Genomic DNA, 21,584 nt, shown 5'->3' on the forward strand with positions numbered 1-21,584 from the left:
AGGGTGCAAGCGATATTTTAGAGGGAATTATTCCTGTCAGAATAAAGACTTAGCCGTTACCTCTAATAAAGTCCTCGAGATTGATTTCTCTTGCACTGTCACGCAGAGGCTTTTTAATGGCATAAAGCTTATTGTCTTTATCGTATTGCTCTTTGGTGAGATCGATAACGATAGGGCGTCTGAACTTGCCTTCAGGATCAAGAATGATTTCAATTTTTGGCTTCAGTTTCTGGTCTGGGTTGGCCGCAAGTACAATTCCGGTTTCGCCATTGGTCATCTCCACCAGACTTCCTGGAGGGTAAATGCCAACCATTTGAATAAACTTCTCAACAAGCTCCGTATCAAAGTGAGTGCCTCTTTCTTTGAACAGAATGCCAAGAGCTTCCAATGGAGCCAGACCATCACGGAAAGAGCGATCGCTTGTTATGGCATCATAGGCATCAATAATGCCGATAATTTTGGCGTACATGCCAATGCGTTCACTTTCAAGGCGCTGCGGATAACCTTTGCCGTCTACACGTTCGTGATGAGCGTGGGCAACGTCGGCAACGATTTCATCAAAGCCACCATGTTGCTTGAGGAAGATATAGCCAAGTACCGTGTGCTCCTTCATGACCTTGAATTCATCATCGGTTAAAGGACCAGGCTTATTGAGAATTTCCGGAGGAATTTTCATTTTACCGACATCGTGCAATAAACCACACATACCGATTGATTCGAGTTCCTGGTGACTGAAGCCAAGCATCTGACCGAAAGCAATAGCCATAATACTGACGCGCAGACAGTGTTCGGAAGTATATTCATCACTGTCTTTAATGCGTGACAACCAGAACATGGCATTTGGGTTGGCTAAGATACTGGTGACGCATTCCGAAACCAGCTGTTTCGATTCTTCAATATCGATAGCTTTATTATTCTTTACGGCATCCAGTAAGTTCTTAATGCTTTCTTTTGAAGCTTTGAAAATACGTTCAGCTCTTGGTAGCTCATCTTGCAAACTTTGGCGAGCTTCCTCAGCTTCTGAACGGGATTGCTTGTATTCAGCATTTGGATAGTCATGCTTAATGGTTTCCCAGTAGTCTTCATCTAGCTCGACATAAACATGATTACAGTACACTGCAAGCGTATCCAGATCTTCCTGATTCTGCAGCGGAAAACCTTGAAACAATACCGGCACTTCAGTCCAAGGACGATCCAACTCAGCAATCTGCATGCCAAGGGTAAGTTCGTCAACAGGGATCTTGATTTTTACCAGGTGGGTACGTTTTTTCTTTTGAATGCCCGTATCCCGCACCTTGGAAGTATCGTCTTGCTCTTTTTTGCTTCGTTTAAAAATCATCGAGATACATTACTTGAGTCATATGAATCCATACTAAAATAATTCCTGTAAATAGCAAAGCGTTCTATAGCGCATTTTTGTAAGTTTGTGTTGTAATGCATATAAGCGTACCAGATTGGTGGGGATTGAGGGGCTAGCCAAATCCCTGAACTGCTGGTAAGGTATTCCGAAAATAAGTAAAAACTTATTGATAAATAAGGAAACAGGGCGCGCATGAGACTCATAAATTTATGATTGAACAATATGCACCAATCCTCGTTTTTATCATCATTGGGCTGTTATTCGGCGCAGGTCTGCTACTAGTCGGATATTTCGCCAGCCCAACCAATCCTGATCCCGCAAAAGAAACAGCCTTTGAATGTGGCTTTGATGCCTTTGAAGATTCGCGAATGAAATTTGATGTGCGATTTTATCTTGTCGCTATTTTATTCATTATTTTTGATCTGGAAATTGCTTTCCTATTTCCATGGGCGGTGGTGTTTGATGACTTGGGCTGGTTCGGGGTTATCAGCATGGGCGTTTTTTTATTATTGTTATTGATTGGATTTGCCTACGAATGGAAGAAAGGAGCCCTGGAGTGGGAATGATTTTTGACTTAATCAGCAGCTTTAAGATTGAGGCAAACGGCTGCTTGGTTCATCCTTTTTCTAATCGTTAGCGATTGGGCGAATAGGTACTGCAATGGGACTGGAGAAACAATTACAGGGTGACGGATTTGTAACGACCAGTATCAAAGAACTCTTTGACTGGGCGCGTACCGGATCCATGTGGCCAGTAACTTTTGGTCTCGCCTGCTGTGCAGTTGAGATGATGCATGCGGGCGCGGCACGTTATGACATGGACCGTTTTGGGATGGTTTTCAGACCCAGCCCACGCCAGTCCGATGTCATGATTGTGGCCGGTACTTTGACCAATAAAATGGCGCCAGCCCTACGCAGAGTTTATGACCAGATGCCTGATCCCAAGTGGGTGATTTCAATGGGGTCCTGTGCTAACGGTGGCGGCTATTATCATTATTCCTATTCTGTTGTGCGCGGTTGTGATCGCATCATTCCTGTTGATATCTATGTGCCCGGTTGTCCACCGAGCGCTGAAGCACTGCTCTATGGAGTTATTCAATTACAGAACAAGATTCGTCGCCAGAAAGTAATCCCTCGTTCAATGGCAAATTCAACAAATGGCGAGCAATCAGATGATGTTGCCGAGCTAACTCAATCAAAAAACAATGAAGGGGTGTCGCTTGGCTAAATCATTAATGAACACTCTGGGTGAGATTTTTGGTGACAGGCTGATAGCCTGTGATAAAGCCTTTGGCGAAGTCACCATTGAGGTTGCTAAAGATGATCTGATCGAGGTAGCCAAGGAACTACGTGACCATGACGACCTGAAATTCGAACAGCTGATTGATCTGAGCGCTGTGGATTATCTGACTTACGGTCAGGACGAGTGGGCTACTACTGAAGCTACCGGGACCGGCTTTGGGCGCGCGCGTGAAGCGACCAGTTCAGCGGTTCATCAAGAATGGCAGCGTGAACGTTTTGCAGTGGTTTATCATTTGCTATCTATTATTCATAACCGCCGATTAAGAGTGAAATGCTTTGTGCAGGATAATCGTCCCATGTTGCCTTCGGTGGTGACTGTCTGGAACAGTGCAAACTGGTATGAGCGCGAGGCGTTTGATCTGTTCGGCATCTTATTTGAAGGCCATCCAGACTTACGAAGAATTTTGACTGACTATGGTTTTATCGGCCATCCTTTCCGCAAGGACTTCCCTTTAATCGGCAATGTTGAACTCCGCTATGATGCTAAACAGAAGCGTTGTGTTTATGAGCCTGTTTCCATTGAGCCGCGTGTACTGGTGCCGCGGGTAATCCGCAAAGAAAAGGATCCCACTATCTATGTGAGCAGTCCTGAACAGGGAGGCAAGCGTGGCTGAAATTCGTAATTACACCATTAACTTTGGCCCGCAGCACCCAGCGGCCCATGGCGTATTGCGTCTGATTCTGGAAATGGATGGCGAAACAGTCGTTCGCGCAGACCCACATGTGGGATTGTTGCACCGAGCTACCGAAAAACTGGCTGAGAGCAAACCTTTCAATCAAAGCATCGGCTACATGGATCGACTCGATTATGTATCCATGATGTGCAATGAACATTCTTATGTGCTGGCGATTGAAAAATTAATGGGCATTAAGCCGCCAGAAAGAGCGCAATATATTCGTGTCATGTTCTCTGAAATTACCCGCATATTGAATCACCTGATGTGGCTGGGTGCTCATGCGCTGGATATCGGTGCCATGACGGTATTTTTATATGCATTCCGAGAGCGTGAAACATTGATGGACTGTTATGAAGCTGTCAGTGGCGCACGCATGCATGCGACTTATTTCCGTCCGGGTGGTGTGTACCGGGATCTGCCTGATGAAATGCCTCAGTACAAGGTATCGCCATTTACCAGTGAGCGGAAAGCTGAAGAGCTTAATGCAAATAGACAGGGTTCTCTGCTGGATTTCATCTGGGACTTTACAGAAACCTTCCCGGATCGTGTCGATGAATATGAGGCGCTGCTGACTGAAAACCGAATCTGGAAACAGCGTACTGTAGGAATTGGTGTAGTAAGTCCTGAGCGTGCTCTGCAATTAGGTTTCAGCGGCCCTATGCTGCGCGGTTCTGGAATTGCCTGGGACCTGCGTAAAAAGCAGCCTTATGAAGTTTATGACCGGATGGATTTCGATATTCCCATTGGCAAAACTGGCGACTGTTATGACCGCTATCTGGTGCGGATCGAAGAAATGCGACAGTCGAACCAGATTATTCGTCAGTGTGTGCAGTGGTTGCGTGAAAATTCCGGGCCAGTCATGTTAGAAAATCATAAAGTGACTCCACCGGATCGTGAGACCATGAAGCATGATATGGAGTCGCTGATTCATCACTTTAAATTATTTACCGAAGGATATTGTGTTCCTGAAGGTGAGGCTTACGCTGCCGTAGAACATCCGAAGGGCGAGTTCGGGGTCTATCTGGTGTCTGATGGTGCAAACAAACCTTATCGCGTCAAAATTCGCGCCGCAGGCTTTGCTCACTTGAGTGCCATGAATGAAATGGCTTCGGGGCACATGCTGGCGGATGTGGTAGCGATAATCGGTACACAGGACATCGTATTCGGAGAGATTGATCGATAACCATGAGCGCTAATGACTTAACAGAAATGGTATCCGCTGAGTCAATCAAGCAAATTGACCGTTGGATAGCGAAGTACCCCACTGAACGAAAGCGTTCAGCGATCATTCCTGTGTTTAGCATAGTACAGGAAGAGTTGGGTTACTTAAGTCGCGAAGCGATGGATGCGGTAGCTGACTATCTGGAAATACCTCATATTGGTGCCTATGAAGTGGCGACCTTTTATTCGATGTTTCGGTTGGAGCCAGGTGGAAAGCACGTGGTTTCATTATGCACCAATGTGTCCTGTATGCTCGCTGGAAGTGGCGACTTGAAGCAATGGTTCAAAGATGAACTCGGTATTGAGCCGGGCCAGACCACTAAAGATGGCCGAATCACTTTAAAAGAAGTCGAATGCATGGCTGCCTGTGGTGGTGCACCAATGCTGGAAGTCGATAAGCAGTATCACGAAAATTTAACCGTAGAAAAGATGGCGGATCTGATCCGCGATCTGAGTTAGAGGTTAGTCAATTAATGGCAAACGAAGTCTGTTTTAGAACATTGCACCTGGATAAGCCCTGGACGCTTAAGACTTATGAGTCAGCGGGGGGCTATCGTGTATGGCGAAAAATTCTGGCAGAGAAAACGTCACCGGAAGAGATTATTGAAGAATTAAAACTTTCTGCTCTGCGCGGCCGTGGTGGTGCTGGATTCCCAACCGGACTGAAATGGAGTTTTATGCCGCGACACGCGCCGGGTCAAAAGTATGTGGTCTGTAATTCTGATGAAGGTGAGCCAGGCACATTCAAGGACCGTGATATTCTGCGTTTTAATCCTCATCAGCTGATAGAGGGGATGGCAATTGGTGGTTATGTCATGGGCGCAACCGTTGGCTATAACTATATGCGCGGTGAATTCTACGAGCCAATTGAACGCTTTGAGCAGGCACTGGAAGAAGCTTATAAAGAGGGCCTGCTAGGCAAGGATATCTTAGGCTCTGGAGTGGACTTTGATTTGCATAGTCACATTGGTGCCGGTGCCTATATCTGTGGTGAAGAAACTGCATTACTGGAATCACTCGAAGGCAAAAAAGGTCAGCCTCGATTTAAGCCTCCATTTCCGGCCAATTACGGTTTGTTTGGTCGCCCAACTAATGTCAACAACACTGAAAGTTTTGCATCGGTGCCTGTCATCCTCGAGAAGGGTGGTAAGTGGTTCTTGGAACTGGGCAAAGAGAATAATGGTGGTACTAAAATCTTCTCCGTGTCAGGCCATGTTAACAAACCGGGCAATTATGAAATTGGACTAGGTACACCCTTCAAAGATTTGCTGGAAATGGCTGGCGGCATGAAGGATGGCAAGAAACTTAAGGCGGTTATTCCGGGAGGCTCTAGTGCTCCGGTGTTGCCAGCGGATGTGATGATGGATATCACCATGGATTATGACGCGATTGGCAAAGCAGGTTCAATGCTCGGTTCAGGTGCCGTAATCATCATGGATGAAGATACGGATATGGTTGAGGTGCTTGGTCGAATTGCTCATTTCTATTACGAAGAGTCCTGCGGGCAATGCACACCTTGTCGCGAAGGCACTGGCTGGATGTCACGCATGATTCATCGTATCGCCAATGGGCAGGGTAAAGAGAGTGATCTGAAAGATCTGGATGAAATTGCCGGCAATATTATGGGGCGAACTATTTGTGCGCTAGGTGATGCTGCAGCCATGCCAGTACAAAGTTTTATAAAACACTTCAAAGATGAATTTGAAGCGAAGATTAAGCAAGCGGTTGCTACTCAAGAGCAAACCGCAAAACACGCTGTTAATGAATAACGAGGCACGATGATTTTATGATTTCGATTGAAGTCGATGGTCGAAAAATTGAAGCCGAAGAAGGCTCAATGATTATCGAAGTGGCGGATGCCAATGGCATCACCATTCCTCGTTTTTGTTACCACAAAAAATTATCAATAGCCGCCAACTGCCGGATGTGCCTGGTTGAAGTTGAAGGCGTCAAAAAACCATTGCCAGCCTGTGCAACTCCGATATCAGACGGAATGGTTGTAAAGACCCAGTCTGATTTGGCTGAGGGGGGTCAGAAGTCGGTGATGGAGTTTTTACTGATTAACCATCCGCTGGATTGTCCTATCTGCGATCAGGGCGGTGAGTGTGAGCTGCAGGACCTGGCGATGGGATATGGACGCGATGTATCACGTTTCTGTGAAGGGAAGCGTGCCGTTGTCGACAAGGACATAGGGCCTTTGATTGAAACGGAAATGACGCGTTGTATTCATTGCACCCGCTGTGTTCGCTTTGGCCGTGAAATTGCAGGCATCCGTGAAATGGGTGCTACTGGACGTGGTGAGCATATGGAAATCACCACTTTCATCGAAAAATCTGTGGACTCCGAAGTATCGGGCAATATTATTGATTTATGTCCTGTCGGCGCATTGACCGCTAAGCCATCGCGCTATCGTGCGCGTGCCTGGGAAATGACCCAGTATGATTCAGTGTCACCGCATGACTGTATTGGCGCGAACCTGCATGTGCATACCCATCGCAACATGGTTATTCGGGTTGTACCAAAAGAAAACGAAGCTGTTAATGAAGTCTGGTTGTCAGATCGCGACCGTTACTCCTACGAAGCGGTGACCATGCGCGACAATGATAATCGCCGACTGCAGGAACCAATGCTGAAAGTTAATGGCGAGTGGCAGGCCACTGACTGGGAAACGGCACTGGACAAAGTTGCCAGTAAGCTGAATATGATTGCGCAGACTGATGGCGCAGAGCATATCGGAGCCATCTCCAGCCCGAGTGCTACAACCGAGGAAATGTACCTGCTACAGAAGCTGATTCGTGGCCTCGGCTCTAACAATATTGATCACCGTATCCGCATCAGCGATTACTCAATGCAGGATAACGAGTCGTTGTTCCCAGAACTGAGCATTGAGCTTTCAGAGCTAGAAGCATTGGATGCCTGCCTGTTGGTGGGAAGTGATTTGCGAAAGGACCAGCCACTGGCTGCGCTACGAGTGCGAAAAGCAACCCGACATGGGCAGATTGCCATCATCAATGCGCGTAAAGTCTACAATAACTTTAACGTGTTACATGAAATAGAAGCTACTCCAGAAGACTGGCTTCAGCAGGTGGCTGGTGTAGCCAAGTATCTACTGGATGAAGCGATGGCGTCTGAGGACATCTCTGCAGATGGCCTGGGTTATGAGGGATTAGACGAGTTATTGGCTGAGATTAAGGTCGAGCAGTCCCATATTAATATCGCCAAAATGCTACAGAAAGCTGAGAGTTCCGGTGTGGTGTTAGGATTAGCGGCATTAGAGTTCAGTCATGCGGCCACTCTACGAATGCTGTGTCGTGCCATTGCCGGGCTATCAGGCGCAACTTTCGGCATCATGACGCATGGCGGTAACAGTGCCGGTGCCTATCTTGCCGGTGCTATTCCGCATCGTGGCCCGGGTGGTGCAGATGTTGAGGAAGGCGGCCAAACTGCTCAGCAGATGCTTGCCGAAGGTAAGAAAGCCTTCATTTTACTTAAGACTGAAATTGGTAAAGAAGCCGTTAATGCGGAGCAGGCTAAAGCAAGCCTGCAGGCTAGTGAATTTGTGGTTGCTTTAACCAGTTATACGGATGACGAAGCGTTTGAGTATGCCGATGTGATCCTGCCAATTGCGACCTATCTTGAAAGCCCCGGCTCGTACGTCAATGTTAATGGTCATTGGCAGGACTTTAATGCCTGCGTTCAGGCGCCGGGTCAGGCAAAACCCGCCTGGAAAGTATTGCGTGTCATGGGCAATCTGCTCGAATTAAAGAATTTTGACTATGTGTCAGCGCAGGATGTGATGCAGGAAGTGAAGGGGCGTATGGGGGCCGTTGGTGATCGAATTAAAGCACGCTGGCAATGTCCCGAGAGCTTGCCAACCGATGGACAATGTCCTGAACCACTAAATATCTATCAGGTGGACTGCTGGACTAGACGCGCCAAAGCGTTGCAAAAGTCAGCTCTTGCCGAAGGCAAAGAAGGATTAAAACGACCTAAACTCAGTCCATTCCATAATATTCTGGGGGGCGTCTAATGATCGATATGATTGTAGACGGACTCTGGATTGGTTTTAAGATCAGTCTGATTTTATTGCCGTTGATTTTGGCGGTGGCCTACACCACCTTCGCTGAAAGAAAGCTGATTGGCTATATGCAGTTACGGCTCGGGCCAAATCGCGTTGGGCCTAAGGGCTGGCTACAGCCGATAGCTGATGTCATAAAGTTATTGATGAAGGAAATTGTCATTCCTTCCGGTGCTAATAAACTATTATTCCTGATTGCCCCCGTTCTATTCATCGCTCCATCATTTGCTGCCTGGGCAGTTATTCCGTTTAACGCTGAGTTGGTGCTGGCCGATATTAATGTGGGCCTGCTATACATTCTGGCGATGACTTCTATTGCGGTTTATGGGGTGATCATCGCAGGCTGGGCTTCAAATTCGAAATATGCGCTGTTAGGTTCATTACGCTCCGCCTCGCAAATTGTGTCCTATGAAATTGCTATGGGTTTTGCTCTTGTAGCGGTGCTGATGGCATCGGGTTCGATGAATCTCGGTGAGATTGTCAAAGCTCAGGAAGGGCCGTTCTGGCACTGGTACTGGATTCCATTGCTGCCAATTTTGGCGGTGTACTGGATATCCGGTGTGGCTGAAACCAATCGCGCACCATTTGATCTACCAGAAGGCGAGTCGGAAATTGTTGCTGGCTTTCATGTGGAATATGCGGGGATCGGTTTTGCCCTGTTCTTCCTCGCGGAATACGCCAATATGATCCTTATTTCTGTGCTGACCGCCTTGTTCTTTTTTGGCGGCTGGCTCAATCCTTTTATGGGCATACCTTATCTGGAAGCGGCAACCGACTGGATTCCAGGCACTGTCTGGTTACTGCTTAAGGCGGCCTGGTTCCTGTTTATGATGATCTGGTTGCGCGCAACCTTCCCACGCTATCGATATGACCAGGTGATGCGCCTTGGCTGGAAGGTGTTTATTCCGGTCACGGTGGTGTGGCTGATTATTCTGACCTTTATGATTAAGGCTGGCGTCGGCCCATGGTTCACTGGGCGAGGTGTCCTATGAGTCGAATGCGTCGCTGGTTCCGTAGCTACTTCCTGATTGAGCTGATTCGTGGCCTGAGAATCACTTGGGCACATTTGCGTAAGCGCAAAGTGACGGTGCAGTATCCGGAAGAAAAAACACCACAATCGCCGCGTTTCAGAGGTCTGCATGCATTGCGTCGTTACCCAAATGGAGAAGAGCGTTGCATTGCCTGTAAGTTATGCGAGGCAGTCTGTCCTGCGGCAGCGATTACGATAGAGGCCGGTCCACGGGAGAAGGATGGTACTCGTCGCACAACGCGCTACGAAATCGATATGTTTAAGTGCATCTACTGTGGCTTTTGTGAAGAGTCCTGTCCGGTAGATTCCATCGTAGAAACACGAATTTTTGATTACCACTTTGAAAAACGTGGCGACAATATACTGACCAAAGAGCAATTACTGGCGATTGGTGATCGCTATGAAGTCATGATTGCTGAGGACCGGGCAAAAGATGCTAAATACCGTTAAGCAAAGCCGAACCAAAAGAAAAGTAGAGAAAAAAGAGCAGCTATGACCGTTGAGCAAATTGTATTTTATGTCTTCGCCACGCTGACCATAGTGTCAGCGCTTGGCGTTGTGACTGTACGCAATTCGGTGCAGGCGGTGTTATGCCTGGTGCTGACTTTTTTCTCGGCGGCTGTACTGTGGATGTTGCTGGAAGCTGAGTTTCTGGCTGTAGCTCTGGTGCTGGTGTATGTGGGTGCCGTGATGGTGCTGTTCCTGTTTGTGGTCATGATGCTGGATGTAGACTTTGCCAGTTTAAAACAGGGCTTCACGCGCTATGTTCCTCTGGGCATTCTAATTGCCATTGGCTTGTTGATTGGACTTTACTGGGTGCTACGCGGCGAAGTATTTGGATTAGAGGCAATGCCAGAGCCAGCCAAACATGCTGCGGATCATAGTAACGTGGAAAGTCTAGGTTTGTTGCTCTACACCGACTACTTTTATGCATTTGAGATTGCCGGTGTAATTCTTCTGGTTTCCATCGTCGCTGCCATTTCATTAACCTTCCGTGGACGTCGCGAGCGCCGCGGCCAAAGCGTGCCTAGCCAGCACAGAGCCAGCAAGGATGAGCGTCTGCACATCATCAAGATGGATGCAGAGGTGGCGCAGGATGATGAGTCGGAAACGGATGATTCGGAAAAAGCAGTGGATAAAAATAGTGGCCGGACAAAGGGAGAATCTTCATGAGTTTGACGCATTACCTGATGGTCAGCGCCATTTTGTTCTCAATCAGCGTGATTGGGATCGTGATTAATAGGAAGAATGTCATCACTCTGTTGATGTGCATCGAACTGATGTTACTGGCGGTAAACACCAACTTTATTGCTTTCTCCCGCTACTTAAATGATGAAGTTGGCCAAATTTTTGTGTTCTTCATTTTGACAGTAGCTGCAGCTGAGGCAGCGATCGGTCTAGCTATTCTGGTTGTACTGTTCCGCAGTAACAAAGATATCGATGTCGAAGAGCTTAGGGAGTTGAAAGGCTAATGAGCATGCAGACCCAGCTATTATTGATTGTGCTGGCTCCATTGTTAGGGGCCATACTGGCAGGCCTGTTAGGCAAGCGGCTGGGTAAGCGTTTAACGCATCGATTAACAATTCTTGGTGTGGCTGTATCATTCATTCTATCACTCAGAGTCTTCTGGGGTTATCTCTACGGTAACGCAGAGCCAGTTGATTTAACGGTTTATCATTGGGCCAGTTTCTCGGAGTTATCCATACAGATTGGCTTTATGATTGATAGCTTAAGTGCACTAATGATGGTGGTGGTTACTTTCGTCAGTCTGATGGTGCACATCTATTCGATTGGCTACATGCATGATGACGATGGTTATCAGCGCTTCTTTAGTTATATCTCACTGTTTACTTTCTCGATGCTGATGCTGGTAATGGCCAATAACTTCCTGCAATTATTCTTTGGCTGGGAAGCGGTTGGTCTGGTTTCTTATCTTCTAATTGGCTTTTGGTATCAGAAAGAAACAGCCATTTTCGCCAATATGAAGGCTTTTCTTGTCAATCGTGTCGGTGACTTTGGGTTTATCCTGGGCATTGGGGCGATTTTCCTGCTCTTTGGTACTTTTGATTATGCTCCTATTTTTAAAACCATGGGGCAGGCCGAAGAGATTATGCAAATCAGTGAACGTAGTGCTGAAAATGTGCTGGGCCTGATGAGTCTTGATGGAAGTTTTGTGGCCTGGGGTGATACCAGTTGGCCAATTATTACGTTTATATGTATCTGCCTGTTTATCGGTGCCATGGGTAAATCGGCACAGGTGCCGCTGCATGTATGGCTACCTGACTCGATGGAAGGCCCAACTCCAATTTCTGCCTTGATTCATGCGGCGACAATGGTTACCGCTGGCGTCTTCATGGTGGCGCGTATGTCTCCATTGTTCGAGTTTTCGGAAACCGCTTTAATGGTAGTAACCATTATCGGTGCCATCACAGCTTTATTCATGGGGCTGGTAGCGATTGTACAGAACGATATTAAGCGAATTATCGCCTATTCCACTTTATCTCAATTGGGTTACATGGTTGTGGCGCTTGGGGTTTCCGCCTATTCCGCAGCAATCTTCCATCTATTCACGCACGCCTTTTTCAAGGCACTGCTTTTCCTCGGAGCCGGTTCCGTTATTGTAGCCCTGCATCACGAACAGAATATTCGAAAAATGGGAGGCCTCTATAAGCGCTTACCATTGACCTACTGGACCACCTTGATAGGAACTCTGGCTTTGATTGGTACACCATTTTTCGCCGGGTTCTATTCAAAGGATGCCATTATTATGGCAACTGCTGTGGCGCAGGGACCAGCCGCCAGTTTTGCCTATTTTGCAGTAATGGCTGGAGTGGTGGTCACAGCGCTTTACAGTATTCGTATGTTGCTGGTGGTGTTCCATGGCAAAAGTGCACTGGATGACGAGCATTTAAACCAGATAACCGAGTCGCCACGAGTCATCACCTGGCCATTAATAGCGTTAGCGGTTCCATCACTGGTGATTGGCTGGATTATGACTCAACCAATGCTGGATGGTAATTATTTTGCTGAGTCAATAACGGTGCTGGCGAGTCACGATACCATGCAGGCTTTTCGTGAGGAGTTTACAGGTGCCATGAGTTTTGCCATACATGGCTTCATGACACCGGTTTTCTGGTTGATGCTACTTGGTGTCATTATTTCCGTGATATTTATCTGGTTGAAACCGGGGTGGGGAACCGCTGCTGGAAAGATCCTCAGTCCAATGAATCAGCTGTTACAGAAAAAATATTATTTTGACGAAATCAATCAGAAAGTTTTCGCCAAAGGGACTTACTCGCTGGGCGATATGCTTTGGCAATACGGCGATAAGGCTGTCATCGATGATGGAATCGTTAACAGTGGTGCTCAGACGGTAGGCCGGATCGGCAAAAAATTGCGCAAGCTGCAAACAGGTTATTTGTATCATTATGCACTGGTCATGGTGCTCGGACTAATAGCGCTTCTATTGTGGCTGATGCTGCGAAATTAATGTGGGATATTGTGATGCATCATCAATTTTCAAACCAACAAAACAAAAGGATGAAGAGTAATACACTATGTTAGAACAACTCCCCATCCTCAGTTTGTTGATCTGGATCCCCGTGATTGGTGGACTGGTGATTATGTTTGGGCCGGGTGACCGACTACTGGCGGTTAGCCAGCGCCTAGGTCTTTTACTCGGCATCCTCACGTTATTTTTAAGCTGTTGGCTAGCCTGGGCATTTGCTACTGATACCGCGCAGATGCAGTTCCTAGAAAGCAGCCGTTGGATTCCTTCGCTAAATATTCACTATGCCCTGGCGATTGATGGCATATCGCTGCCGCTGATTATTTTGACCAGTCTGATTGGCCTTTTGGTACTTATAAGTGCAACAGCTGCAATCAAAAAGCGTCAGTCGCAATACTTTGCCGCCGTGCTGATGTTGACTGGTCTTATGAATGGGGTGTTTGCCGCGCAAGACGCCATTCTGTTCTATGTTTTCTGGGAAGCAATGTTGATTCCGATGTTTCTGTTGATCGGAATCTGGGGTGGTCCCAACCGGGTTTATGCCACCGTTAAATTTTTCCTGTTCACTTTCTTCGGTTCAATTTTCATGCTGGTGGCACTGATCTATATGGGCCGCGAGGCTGATAGCTTTGCCATTAGTGACTTGCAGAAGCTACCCTTATCATTAACCGAGCAGAAATGGATTTTCTTTGCTTTTCTGGTGGCCTTTGCTGTAAAAATTCCGATGTTCCCGGTGCATACCTGGCTGCCGGATGCTCACGTTGAAGCACCAACTGGCGGTTCAGTGATCCTGGCAGCAATAATGCTGAAAATGGGCGGTTATGGTTTTTTAAGATTCAGTTTGCCTGTGACTCCCGACGCTGTGGCGGAATATGCATACTGGATTATTTTGTTTTCCCTTATTGCAATTGTGTATATCGGCCTAGTTGCCTTGGCGCAAAAAGATATGAAAAAGCTAATCGCCTATTCGTCGATAGCGCATATGGGATTTGTTACGCTCGGTACCTTCATTATTGTATATTTGACAGCCAGCCAGGCACAGTCGATGGCTCTGCAGGGAGCTATGGTACAAATGATTTCGCATGGGTTAGTTTCAGGAGCTCTATTCTTTTCGATTGGCGTGTTGTATGACCGCATGCACAGTCGTGAGATTGCTGATTATGGTGGCGTCGTAAACTCGATGCCTATTTTTGCCTCGCTGTTAATGTTATTTATTCTGGCAAATGCGGGACTACCTGGCACATCAGGTTTTGTGGGAGAATTCTTTGTCATTATTGCTTCGTTCCAGGCGGACTGGCGAATTGCGATGGTGGCAGCCCTGACACTAATTCTTGCGGCGGCCTACAGCCTGTGGGTTTATAAGCGTGTCATTTTTGGCAAGACAGCCAGTGAAGCCGTTGCCCGACTTGAGGATGTAACTAAGCGTGAACGTTTAGTTCTGTTTACTTTGGCGATTCTGATTATTGCCCTGGGCGTCTATCCGCAACCATTGATTGAAATTATGCAGCCAAGCCTTGAAAAAATTATTGAATCAGCAACATTGACTAAAATCGGGGGGCTTGGATGAACATTGATTTGATGCCGATGTTGCCGGAACTGTTTTTATTAACAGCAACCTGTATTGTGTTGCTGATAGATGTCTTTTCAAAAGACTTGGATCGTTTGCAAACTTATCGACTGGCGCAACTTAGCCTGATGATCACTGGTGTTATGGTCATTGCGCAGTTTCCTGACTTGCAGTACCACCTCTATCAACGCCATTTTATTCTCGACCCCATGGCGGGTATTGTTAAAGTCAGCGTAATTGCTTTAAGCATGGTTGGCATGATGTTTGCGCGCCCTTATATTTTGCAACGACCAATCTTGCGTGGCGAATATTTTATACTCCATCTATTTGCCGTTCTTGGCATGATGGTACTGGCGGGGGGTGGCAGCCTGCTGACTCTTTACCTTGGGCTTGAGTTGTTATCGCTCAGTTTATACGCATTAGTTGCTATGCACAGACACTCAACTCTTGCCTCTGAAGCTGCAGTCAAATATTTCGTGATGGGAGCAATTGCCAGCGGCTTCCTGCTGTATGGAATGTCTATGGTCTACGGGGTTACGGGCAAAATACACATCACTGATATTGCGCTCTATTTAGAAACTAATCAGGCCAGCCTGACGTTACGCTTTGGTCTGGTCTTTATGGTGGTTGCGATGGCTTTTAAATTTGGAGCTGTGCCGTTCCAGATGTGGGTACCAGATGTATATCATGGTGCGCCAACATCGGTGACTGCCTTTATTGCCTCAGCGCCCAAAATTGCAGCTTTTGCATTGATTATTCGAATCTTAGGATATGGCTTTGAGCAGGTATTGCTGGACTGGCAAGGAATGCTGATCATCATGGCCACATTGTCGATAGTAATAGGTAATCTGGTGGCGCTGGCTCAGGATAACATCAAACGACTGCTAGCCTATTCGGCGATTGCTCATGTGGGTTATTTCCTGCTTGGAATAATTGCTGGAACAGGTGCCGGTTATTCTGCTTCATTCTTTTACATCATTACCTATGCCATTATGTCGTTAGGAGGCTTTGGTTGTTTGATTTACCTGGCCAAAGGAAAGAGCGAGGTTCATTTAATCAGTGAGCTAAAAGGACTCGGGCAACGTAATCCCTGGGGAGGCCTGTTAATAAGTTCCCTATTTCTGTCGATGGCAGGTATTCCACCGTTTGTTGGGTTCTGGGCGAAACTGGAAGTCATTCGAGCAATATTGGAAGCCGATTTAGTCTGGCTTGCTGTATTGGCAGCGCTTATGTCAGTGGTGGGGCTTTTCTATTACCTTAAGGTGGTTAAAGTGATATTTTTTGATAGCCCGGACAGTGAAATCAAAGTTAAAGCAGAGCGTGAGCTACGTTTAGCCTTGGGTATTACAGCCGTTGCGGTAGTTGCACTTGGTTTATTCCCGGCACAGCTTCTGGAAGTTTGCCGCCAAGCTTTTCAGTACCTCTAGAGTAAAAGCGTTCGAAATCATAAAAGCAACTTGACTAAAACTTGGGTGCTATAAAAAAGATACTGAATATAAATCTTAACCCCCCTTGTCAAAACATTATAAATGCGTATAATGCCGCTCTGTCGATTGGGAGCTAGCTTGAAATTTTCAAGAAAATCCCAACTTATAAATAAGACCAGATGTTTATAAGTATCGAAAAGAATTGATACGGGATGGAGTGGCTAAGTAACTGAAGGGCTCCAAACCGAGAGAGGCGAAGGTCGAACGGCCTGAGGCTTATGAGCATTACCAGAAGCTTATAAGTTAGTTCTCTAGAAAGAATTGATGCGGGGTGGAGCAGCCTGGTAGCTCGTCGGGCTCATAACCCGAAGGTCGTTGGTTCAAATCCAGCCCCCGCTACCAAATTTAAGTGAGAAGCTATTGGTAGGATGCCCGACGATGTCGGTCTCAGCTTTTCACTCGGCGCAGCCGCTGAAGGTCGTTGGTTAAAACCCAATCCCGCTACCACTTTTAAGTTAAGGACATAAGTTCCTTAATTTGCTCAGAGAATATAAATTGACTGAGCTTTATTGATGAATATAATAATAAGGCCCCTTCATAGGGGCCTTATTTTTTCTGAGCTGTTTTTTAGATTGAAGCTCAAGTGGGCAATGGCGCTGCCTTTGACCCATCACATGAATCATTTTGCTGATGGGCCTTTTTAGGCCCATTTTTGTATGTAAAAAAAGCTTGTTAAAGCAAAGAGTTATAGAGTTACTGATGGCTAGAAATGCTGATTTAGAAAATATTATTCGCCCGGCAGTTGAAGCAGCTGGCTTTGAGTTCTGGGGTTTAGAGTACCTTTCTCAAGGCAAGCACTCGATACTGAGGGTGTTTATTGATCACGAAAATGGTATTTCAGTGGATGACTGTGCTGAAGTTAGCCATCAGGTGAGTGGCGTACTCGATGTAGAAGACCCTATTAAGGGACTGTACAACCTGGAGATTTCATCACCAGGAATGGATCGTCCATTGTTTAATGAGCAGCAATTTGCCCGCTATGTGGGTGAAGACACTGAAGTGAAACTGTCAGTGCCATTAAATGGCCGACGCAAGTTTAAAGGGACTATCGAGCAGGTTGAGGCGGGAATTTTGACGCTTCGAGTCGATGGTGAAGTTTATGAGATCAATTGCCAGCAAGTTGATAAAGCGCATTTGATCCCTAAGTTTTAGTCTTAATTGATGAATATCAGGTATTGATTAAAGGTTAACACGTATGAGCAATAAAGAAATCTTGTTAGTGGTTGAAGCTGTATCGAATGAGAAGGATGTACAGCCTGAAGTTATTTTTGGCGCTATTGAAGCTGCCCTGGCCACTGCCACAAAGAAAAAGCATGGCGTTGATATTGACGTACGTGTTGATATTGATCGTCAAACCGGTGATTACGATACATACCGTCGTTGGACAGTGGTAGCCGATGATGCGGTTGAAGATCCTTTGACTGAAACAACATTGTCAGCTGCTCAGGTTGAAGATCCTGAGATACAGTTAGGTGATTACGTTGAAGAGCAGATTGAATCTATTGAATTCGGTCGGATTGCTGCACAAACTGCAAAGCAGGTTATCGTACAGAAAGTTCGTGAAGCTGAGCGCGCAAAAACTGTTGAGGCTTTCCGCGACAAAGTAGGCGAGCTGGTAACTGGCGTTGTGAAGAAAGTAACTCGTGACTATATCTTTATCGATTTGGGTAATAACGCTGAAGCGGTAATCCAGCGAGAAGAAATGATGCCTCGTGAAACAGTTCGAGCTGGTGATCGTGTACGTGGTTTGTTATATGCCATCAGTACTGAAAACCGTGGCCCACAACTATTTGTAAGCCGTACTCGTCCAGAAATGCTGGAAGAGCTTTTCCGAATTGAAGTACCGGAAATTGGCGAAGAAGTTATTGAAATTAAAGGCGCAGCTCGTGACCCAGGTTCACGCGCTAAAGTTGCAGTTAAAACCAATGATAAACGTATTGACCCGGTAGGTGCCTGTGTCGGCATGCGTGGTGCTCGTGTACAGGCCGTTACTGGCGAGTTAAATGGTGAGCGAATCGATATCGTGCTTTATGATGACAATCCAGCGCAATATGTGATTAACGCTATGGCACCTGCTGAAGTAGTTTCAATCGTTGTTGATGAAGATTCACGCAGCATGGATATTGCGGTCAGTGAAGATCAGTTAGCGCAGGCGATTGGTCGAAATGGTCAAAACATTCGTTTAGCCAGTGAGTTAACTGGTTGGGAATTGAATGTGATGACTGAAGAAGATTTCGCCACTAAGAATCAGTCAGAAACTGAGTCAATCGTGTCAATGTTTGTGGCGGACTTGGGTGTGGATGAAGATTTGGCAGACATACTGGTTCAAGAAGGTTTCACCACTCTTGAAGAAGTAGCCTATGTACCACAATCTGAAATGCTTGAAATTGAAGGTTTCGATGAAGACCTAGTGGAAGCCTTGAAATCACGTGCTAAAGACGTGCTATTAACAAAAGCGATTGCAAGTGAAGAACAGCTGGAAGAATCAGAGCCAGCAGAAGACTTATTAAATATGGAAGGTATGGATCGTCACCTGGCGTTTGTTCTAGCGAGCAAAGGCATTGTAACGATGGAAGATTTAGCAGAGCAATCAGTGGATGAGCTTGTAGAAATCGATGAACTTGATGAAGAGCGTGCCGCGAAGTTGATTATGACCGCGCGTGCTCCTTGGTTCGAGGAGCAGGAATAATATAGCGGGGGATAGCGAATGTCGAAAATTACAGTAAAAGATCTGGCTGAAACCGTCAAAACTCCAGTTGAAAAACTAATGGAGCAATTGTCGGCAGCTGGAATAAAAGTTAAAGGTCCCGAAGATGCCATTACGGATGAGCAGAAAAAGTCTTTATTGGCTTATTTGCAAAAAAGCCATGGTGGTTCTGAAAGTACTGGTCCGAAGAAAATTACTCTTAACCGTACGCAAAAGAGTACTTTAAGTGTGACGAGTGCTGAAGGTAAGAAAAAATCAGTACAGGTTGCGGTAAAGAAAAAACGCACTTACGTAAAACGTTCTAGCGAAGAGTTAGCTAAGTTAGCGGCGGAAGAAGAAGCTGAGCGTAAAGCGCAAGAAGAAGCTAAGCGTCAGGCTGAAGAGGAAGCCAAGCGTAAAGCCGAAGAAGAAGCTAAGCGTCAGGCTGAAGAAGAAGCCAAGCGTAAAGCCGAAGAAGAGGCTAAAAAGAAAGCTCAAGAATCTAAGCAGGACGAAGAGGACAACGAGCCAGAAGAAAAGCCAGCGAAAAAAGCTGAGCCGGCACGTGAAGAGAAAAAGGACGATAAGAAAGGCAAGCCTTCTAAGGCTAAGCCAAAATCAAAGTCACGCTTTGACGATGATGACGATGAAGATGTTGTTGTTAAAAAGCCTAGCAAGCCTAAAGGTCCAGTTAAGCCAATGTCTATAGCTGACTTTGAAGAGAAGAGCGGGCATCGCAAAAAGAAACGTAAGAAAGGTAAAAAGAAAACTTCAGATGTGGACCTGGTTGCAGGTGCAATTGAAGACAGTAAGCGCGGTGTAGTGATTGAACAGAAAGTATATCAGGCACCAGAAGCTATGAAAAAACACGGTTTCAAGAAACCAACAGATACTATTATTCATGAAGTAGAGATCCCGGAAGCCATTACGGTCGGTGAGCTTGCTAAAGCCATGACGGTTAAAGCACCGGAACTCATGAAAGCAATGATGAAAGTGGGCGTTATGGCCACTATCAACCAATCGCTTGATCAGGAAACTGCCAGCTTGATCGTTGAAGAGATGGGCCACAAGCCGGTACTCGTCAATGAGAATGAGATGGAAGAAAAAGCCTTATCAGAAGCGCATGATGAAACAGGTGAAACAAAACCTCGCGCTCCTGTGGTAACCATCATGGGTCACGTTGACCACGGTAAAACATCGCTACTGGATTACATTCGTGCCAGTCACGTAGCATCAGGCGAAGCGGGTGGTATTACCCAGCACATCGGTGCTTATCATGTTGAAACTGATAAGGGCATGATCACTTTCCTGGATACCCCAGGTCACGCAGCGTTTACAGCAATGCGTGCACGTGGAGCGGAAGTTACTGACATTGTAGTTCTAATTGTTGCGGCCGATGATGGCGTAATGCCACAGACTGTAGAAGCAGTTCAGCACGCTAAAGCAGCTGGCGTACCGATGATTGTTGCGGTGAACAAGATTGATAAGGAAGAAGCTGATCCTGATCGCGTTAAGAACGAACTATCACAACATGATGTTATCCCAGAAGACTGGGGTGGTGATGTGCAGTTTGTTCACGTTTCTGCGAAAAGTGGTCAGGGCGTTGATGAGCTTCTTGATTCAATTCTGCTGCAGTCAGAAGTATTGGAATTGAAAGCGACAGATGAAGGTGCAGCAAAAGGTTTCGTTATTGAAGCGCGTCTTGACAAAGGGCGTGGTGCGGTTGCATCTGTCCTGGTTCAGAAAGGTCAATTACGCAAAGGCGATATCTTACTGGCCGGCACCCATTATGGTCGTGTTCGCGCCTTGCTGGATGAAAACGGTGAGTCGATTGAATCAGCCGGTCCATCAATTCCGGTAGAAGTCTTAGGTTTATCAGGAGTTCCGGTGGCTGGTGATGAAGCGACTGTAGTTGCGGACGAGCGTACGGCACGTGAAATTGCAGATCGTCGTGAGCAAAAACAGCGTGAAGAATTCCAGGCGCGTCAGCAGAAAGCCAAGCTTGAAAATATGTTTGCCAACATGGGTAACGATGAGGAAACACAACAGCTCAACGTTATTATCAAGGCAGACGTACAGGGTTCGGTTGAAGCTTTGAATAAGTCATTAGTTGACTTGGCGACTGAAGAAGTTGAAGTCAAAGTGATTTCCAGTGGTGTTGGCGGCATTAAAGAAACCGACGTTTCTCTAGCTGCAGCTTCAAATGCGATCATTATCGGCTTTAACGTTCGTGCAGATTCGGCATCTCGTAAGTTGGCGGAAAAAGAAGCTGTTGAAATCCGTTATTACAGTGTTATTTATGAAGCAATTGAAGAAGTTAAGGCGGCACTTGGTGGTATGTTATCACCAGAATCGCGTCAGGAAATTATTGGCTTGGCAGAAGTTCGTGATGTCTTTAAGTCGCCTAAGTTAGGCGCAATTGCTGGCTGTATGGTAGTTGAAGGCGTTGTTAAGCGTCATAATCCAATCCGTGTATTACGTGATGATGTTGTTATCTATGAAGGTGAGCTGGAATCGCTGCGCCGTTTCAAAGATGACGTGAACGAAGTTCGTAATGGCATGGAATGTGGTATCGGTGTTAAGAACTACAATGATGTGAAGCCTGGAGACAAGATCGAGGTGTTCCAGATTGTTGAAGTTCAACGTACTCTATAATTTGTAATTGGGTA

The 21,584-nt window shown here is 46.4% G+C and carries 17 protein-coding genes, 1 tRNA gene and 1 pseudogene; 18 read left to right on the forward strand and 1 reads right to left on the reverse strand.

Annotated elements, in window-relative coordinates:
• Positions 1 to 49: 49 nt before the first annotated feature.
• Positions 50 to 1,339: an HD-GYP domain-containing protein gene (locus CW740_RS01185; protein WP_106645841.1), complete on the reverse strand. Its 1,290-nt coding sequence runs from the start codon at positions 1,337 to 1,339 to the stop codon at positions 50 to 52.
• A 230-nt stretch (positions 1,340 to 1,569) separates the two neighbouring features.
• Here CW740_RS01185 and ndhC point away from each other — a divergent pair, with 230 nt between their 5' ends.
• From ndhC to infB, 18 genes and pseudogenes are all read left to right on the forward strand, one after another.
• Positions 1,570 to 1,926, forward strand: a complete 357-nt coding sequence (ndhC, locus tag CW740_RS01190; protein WP_106645842.1) for an NADH-quinone oxidoreductase subunit A — start codon at positions 1,570 to 1,572, stop codon at positions 1,924 to 1,926.
• Positions 1,927 to 2,020: 94 nt separating this feature from the next.
• Positions 2,021 to 2,497, forward strand: a pseudogene (locus CW740_RS01195) (NuoB/complex I 20 kDa subunit family protein); the annotation flags it as partial.
• Positions 2,498 to 2,594: 97 nt separating this feature from the next.
• Positions 2,595 to 3,275 (forward strand): NADH-quinone oxidoreductase subunit C, encoded by a 681-nt coding sequence (locus tag CW740_RS01200; RefSeq protein ID WP_227523904.1) that lies wholly within the window; start codon positions 2,595 to 2,597, stop codon positions 3,273 to 3,275.
• Positions 3,268 to 4,521 carry an NADH-quinone oxidoreductase subunit D gene (locus CW740_RS01205; protein WP_106645845.1) on the forward strand — a complete coding sequence of 418 codons (1,254 nt, stop codon included), beginning with the start codon at positions 3,268 to 3,270 and terminating at the stop codon, positions 4,519 to 4,521. Before CW740_RS01200 ends, CW740_RS01205 begins: the two co-directional genes overlap by 8 nt.
• 2 nt (positions 4,522 to 4,523) lie before the next feature.
• Positions 4,524 to 5,018 (forward strand): NADH-quinone oxidoreductase subunit NuoE, encoded by a 495-nt coding sequence (gene nuoE / locus CW740_RS01210; RefSeq protein WP_106645846.1) that lies wholly within the window; start codon positions 4,524 to 4,526, stop codon positions 5,016 to 5,018.
• Positions 5,019 to 5,032: 14 nt separating this feature from the next.
• Positions 5,033 to 6,328 (forward strand): NADH-quinone oxidoreductase subunit NuoF, encoded by a 1,296-nt coding sequence (gene nuoF, locus CW740_RS01215; protein WP_106645847.1) that lies wholly within the window; start codon positions 5,033 to 5,035, stop codon positions 6,326 to 6,328.
• 17 nt (positions 6,329 to 6,345) lie between these two features.
• Entirely contained in the window at positions 6,346 to 8,589 is a 2,244-nt protein-coding gene (gene nuoG, locus CW740_RS01220) for an NADH-quinone oxidoreductase subunit NuoG (protein ID WP_106645848.1), read from the forward strand.
• Positions 8,589 to 9,629, forward strand: a complete 1,041-nt coding sequence (gene nuoH / locus CW740_RS01225; protein ID WP_106645849.1) for an NADH-quinone oxidoreductase subunit NuoH — start codon at positions 8,589 to 8,591, stop codon at positions 9,627 to 9,629. The genes nuoG and nuoH overlap by 1 nt, the downstream gene beginning before the upstream one ends.
• Positions 9,626 to 10,117: an NADH-quinone oxidoreductase subunit NuoI gene (gene nuoI / locus CW740_RS01230; RefSeq protein WP_106645850.1), complete on the forward strand. Its 492-nt coding sequence runs from the start codon at positions 9,626 to 9,628 to the stop codon at positions 10,115 to 10,117. Before nuoH ends, nuoI begins: the two co-directional genes overlap by 4 nt.
• A 42-nt stretch (positions 10,118 to 10,159) precedes the next feature.
• Positions 10,160 to 10,840, forward strand: coding sequence for an NADH-quinone oxidoreductase subunit J (locus CW740_RS01235; RefSeq protein WP_106645851.1), 681 nt, complete (start codon positions 10,160 to 10,162; stop codon positions 10,838 to 10,840).
• Complete coding sequence (nuoK, locus tag CW740_RS01240; RefSeq protein WP_018623376.1) at positions 10,837 to 11,139, forward strand: NADH-quinone oxidoreductase subunit NuoK; 303 nt, start codon at positions 10,837 to 10,839, stop codon at positions 11,137 to 11,139. The genes CW740_RS01235 and nuoK overlap by 4 nt, the downstream gene beginning before the upstream one ends.
• Complete coding sequence (gene nuoL, locus CW740_RS01245; RefSeq protein WP_106645852.1) at positions 11,139 to 13,157, forward strand: NADH-quinone oxidoreductase subunit L; 2,019 nt, start codon at positions 11,139 to 11,141, stop codon at positions 13,155 to 13,157. Before nuoK ends, nuoL begins: the two co-directional genes overlap by 1 nt.
• A 67-nt stretch (positions 13,158 to 13,224) precedes the next feature.
• Positions 13,225 to 14,742, forward strand: coding sequence for an NADH-quinone oxidoreductase subunit M (locus CW740_RS01250; protein WP_106645853.1), 1,518 nt, complete (start codon positions 13,225 to 13,227; stop codon positions 14,740 to 14,742).
• A complete protein-coding gene (nuoN, locus tag CW740_RS01255) occupies positions 14,739 to 16,169 on the forward strand; it encodes an NADH-quinone oxidoreductase subunit NuoN (RefSeq protein ID WP_106645854.1) in 1,431 nt (476 codons plus the stop codon). Before CW740_RS01250 ends, nuoN begins: the two co-directional genes overlap by 4 nt.
• Positions 16,170 to 16,494: 325 nt before the next feature.
• Positions 16,495 to 16,571 (forward strand) — tRNA-Met (locus CW740_RS01260).
• Positions 16,572 to 16,928: 357 nt separating this feature from the next.
• Complete coding sequence (gene rimP / locus CW740_RS01265) at positions 16,929 to 17,381, forward strand: ribosome maturation factor RimP (protein WP_106645855.1); 453 nt, start codon at positions 16,929 to 16,931, stop codon at positions 17,379 to 17,381.
• Between the two features lie 43 nt (positions 17,382 to 17,424).
• The gene (gene nusA, locus CW740_RS01270) at positions 17,425 to 18,918 is read left to right on the forward strand and encodes a transcription termination factor NusA (protein ID WP_106645856.1); all 1,494 of its coding nucleotides are present in this window, start codon (positions 17,425 to 17,427) and stop codon (positions 18,916 to 18,918) included.
• 18 nt (positions 18,919 to 18,936) lie between these two features.
• Positions 18,937 to 21,570, forward strand: a complete 2,634-nt coding sequence (gene infB, locus CW740_RS01275) for a translation initiation factor IF-2 (RefSeq protein WP_106645857.1) — start codon at positions 18,937 to 18,939, stop codon at positions 21,568 to 21,570.
• The last annotated feature ends 14 nt before the right edge of the window (positions 21,571 to 21,584 follow it).

The organism is Kangiella profundi, from assembly GCF_002838765.1.
GTDB classification, from domain to species: Bacteria; Pseudomonadota; Gammaproteobacteria; order Enterobacterales; family Kangiellaceae; genus Kangiella; species Kangiella profundi.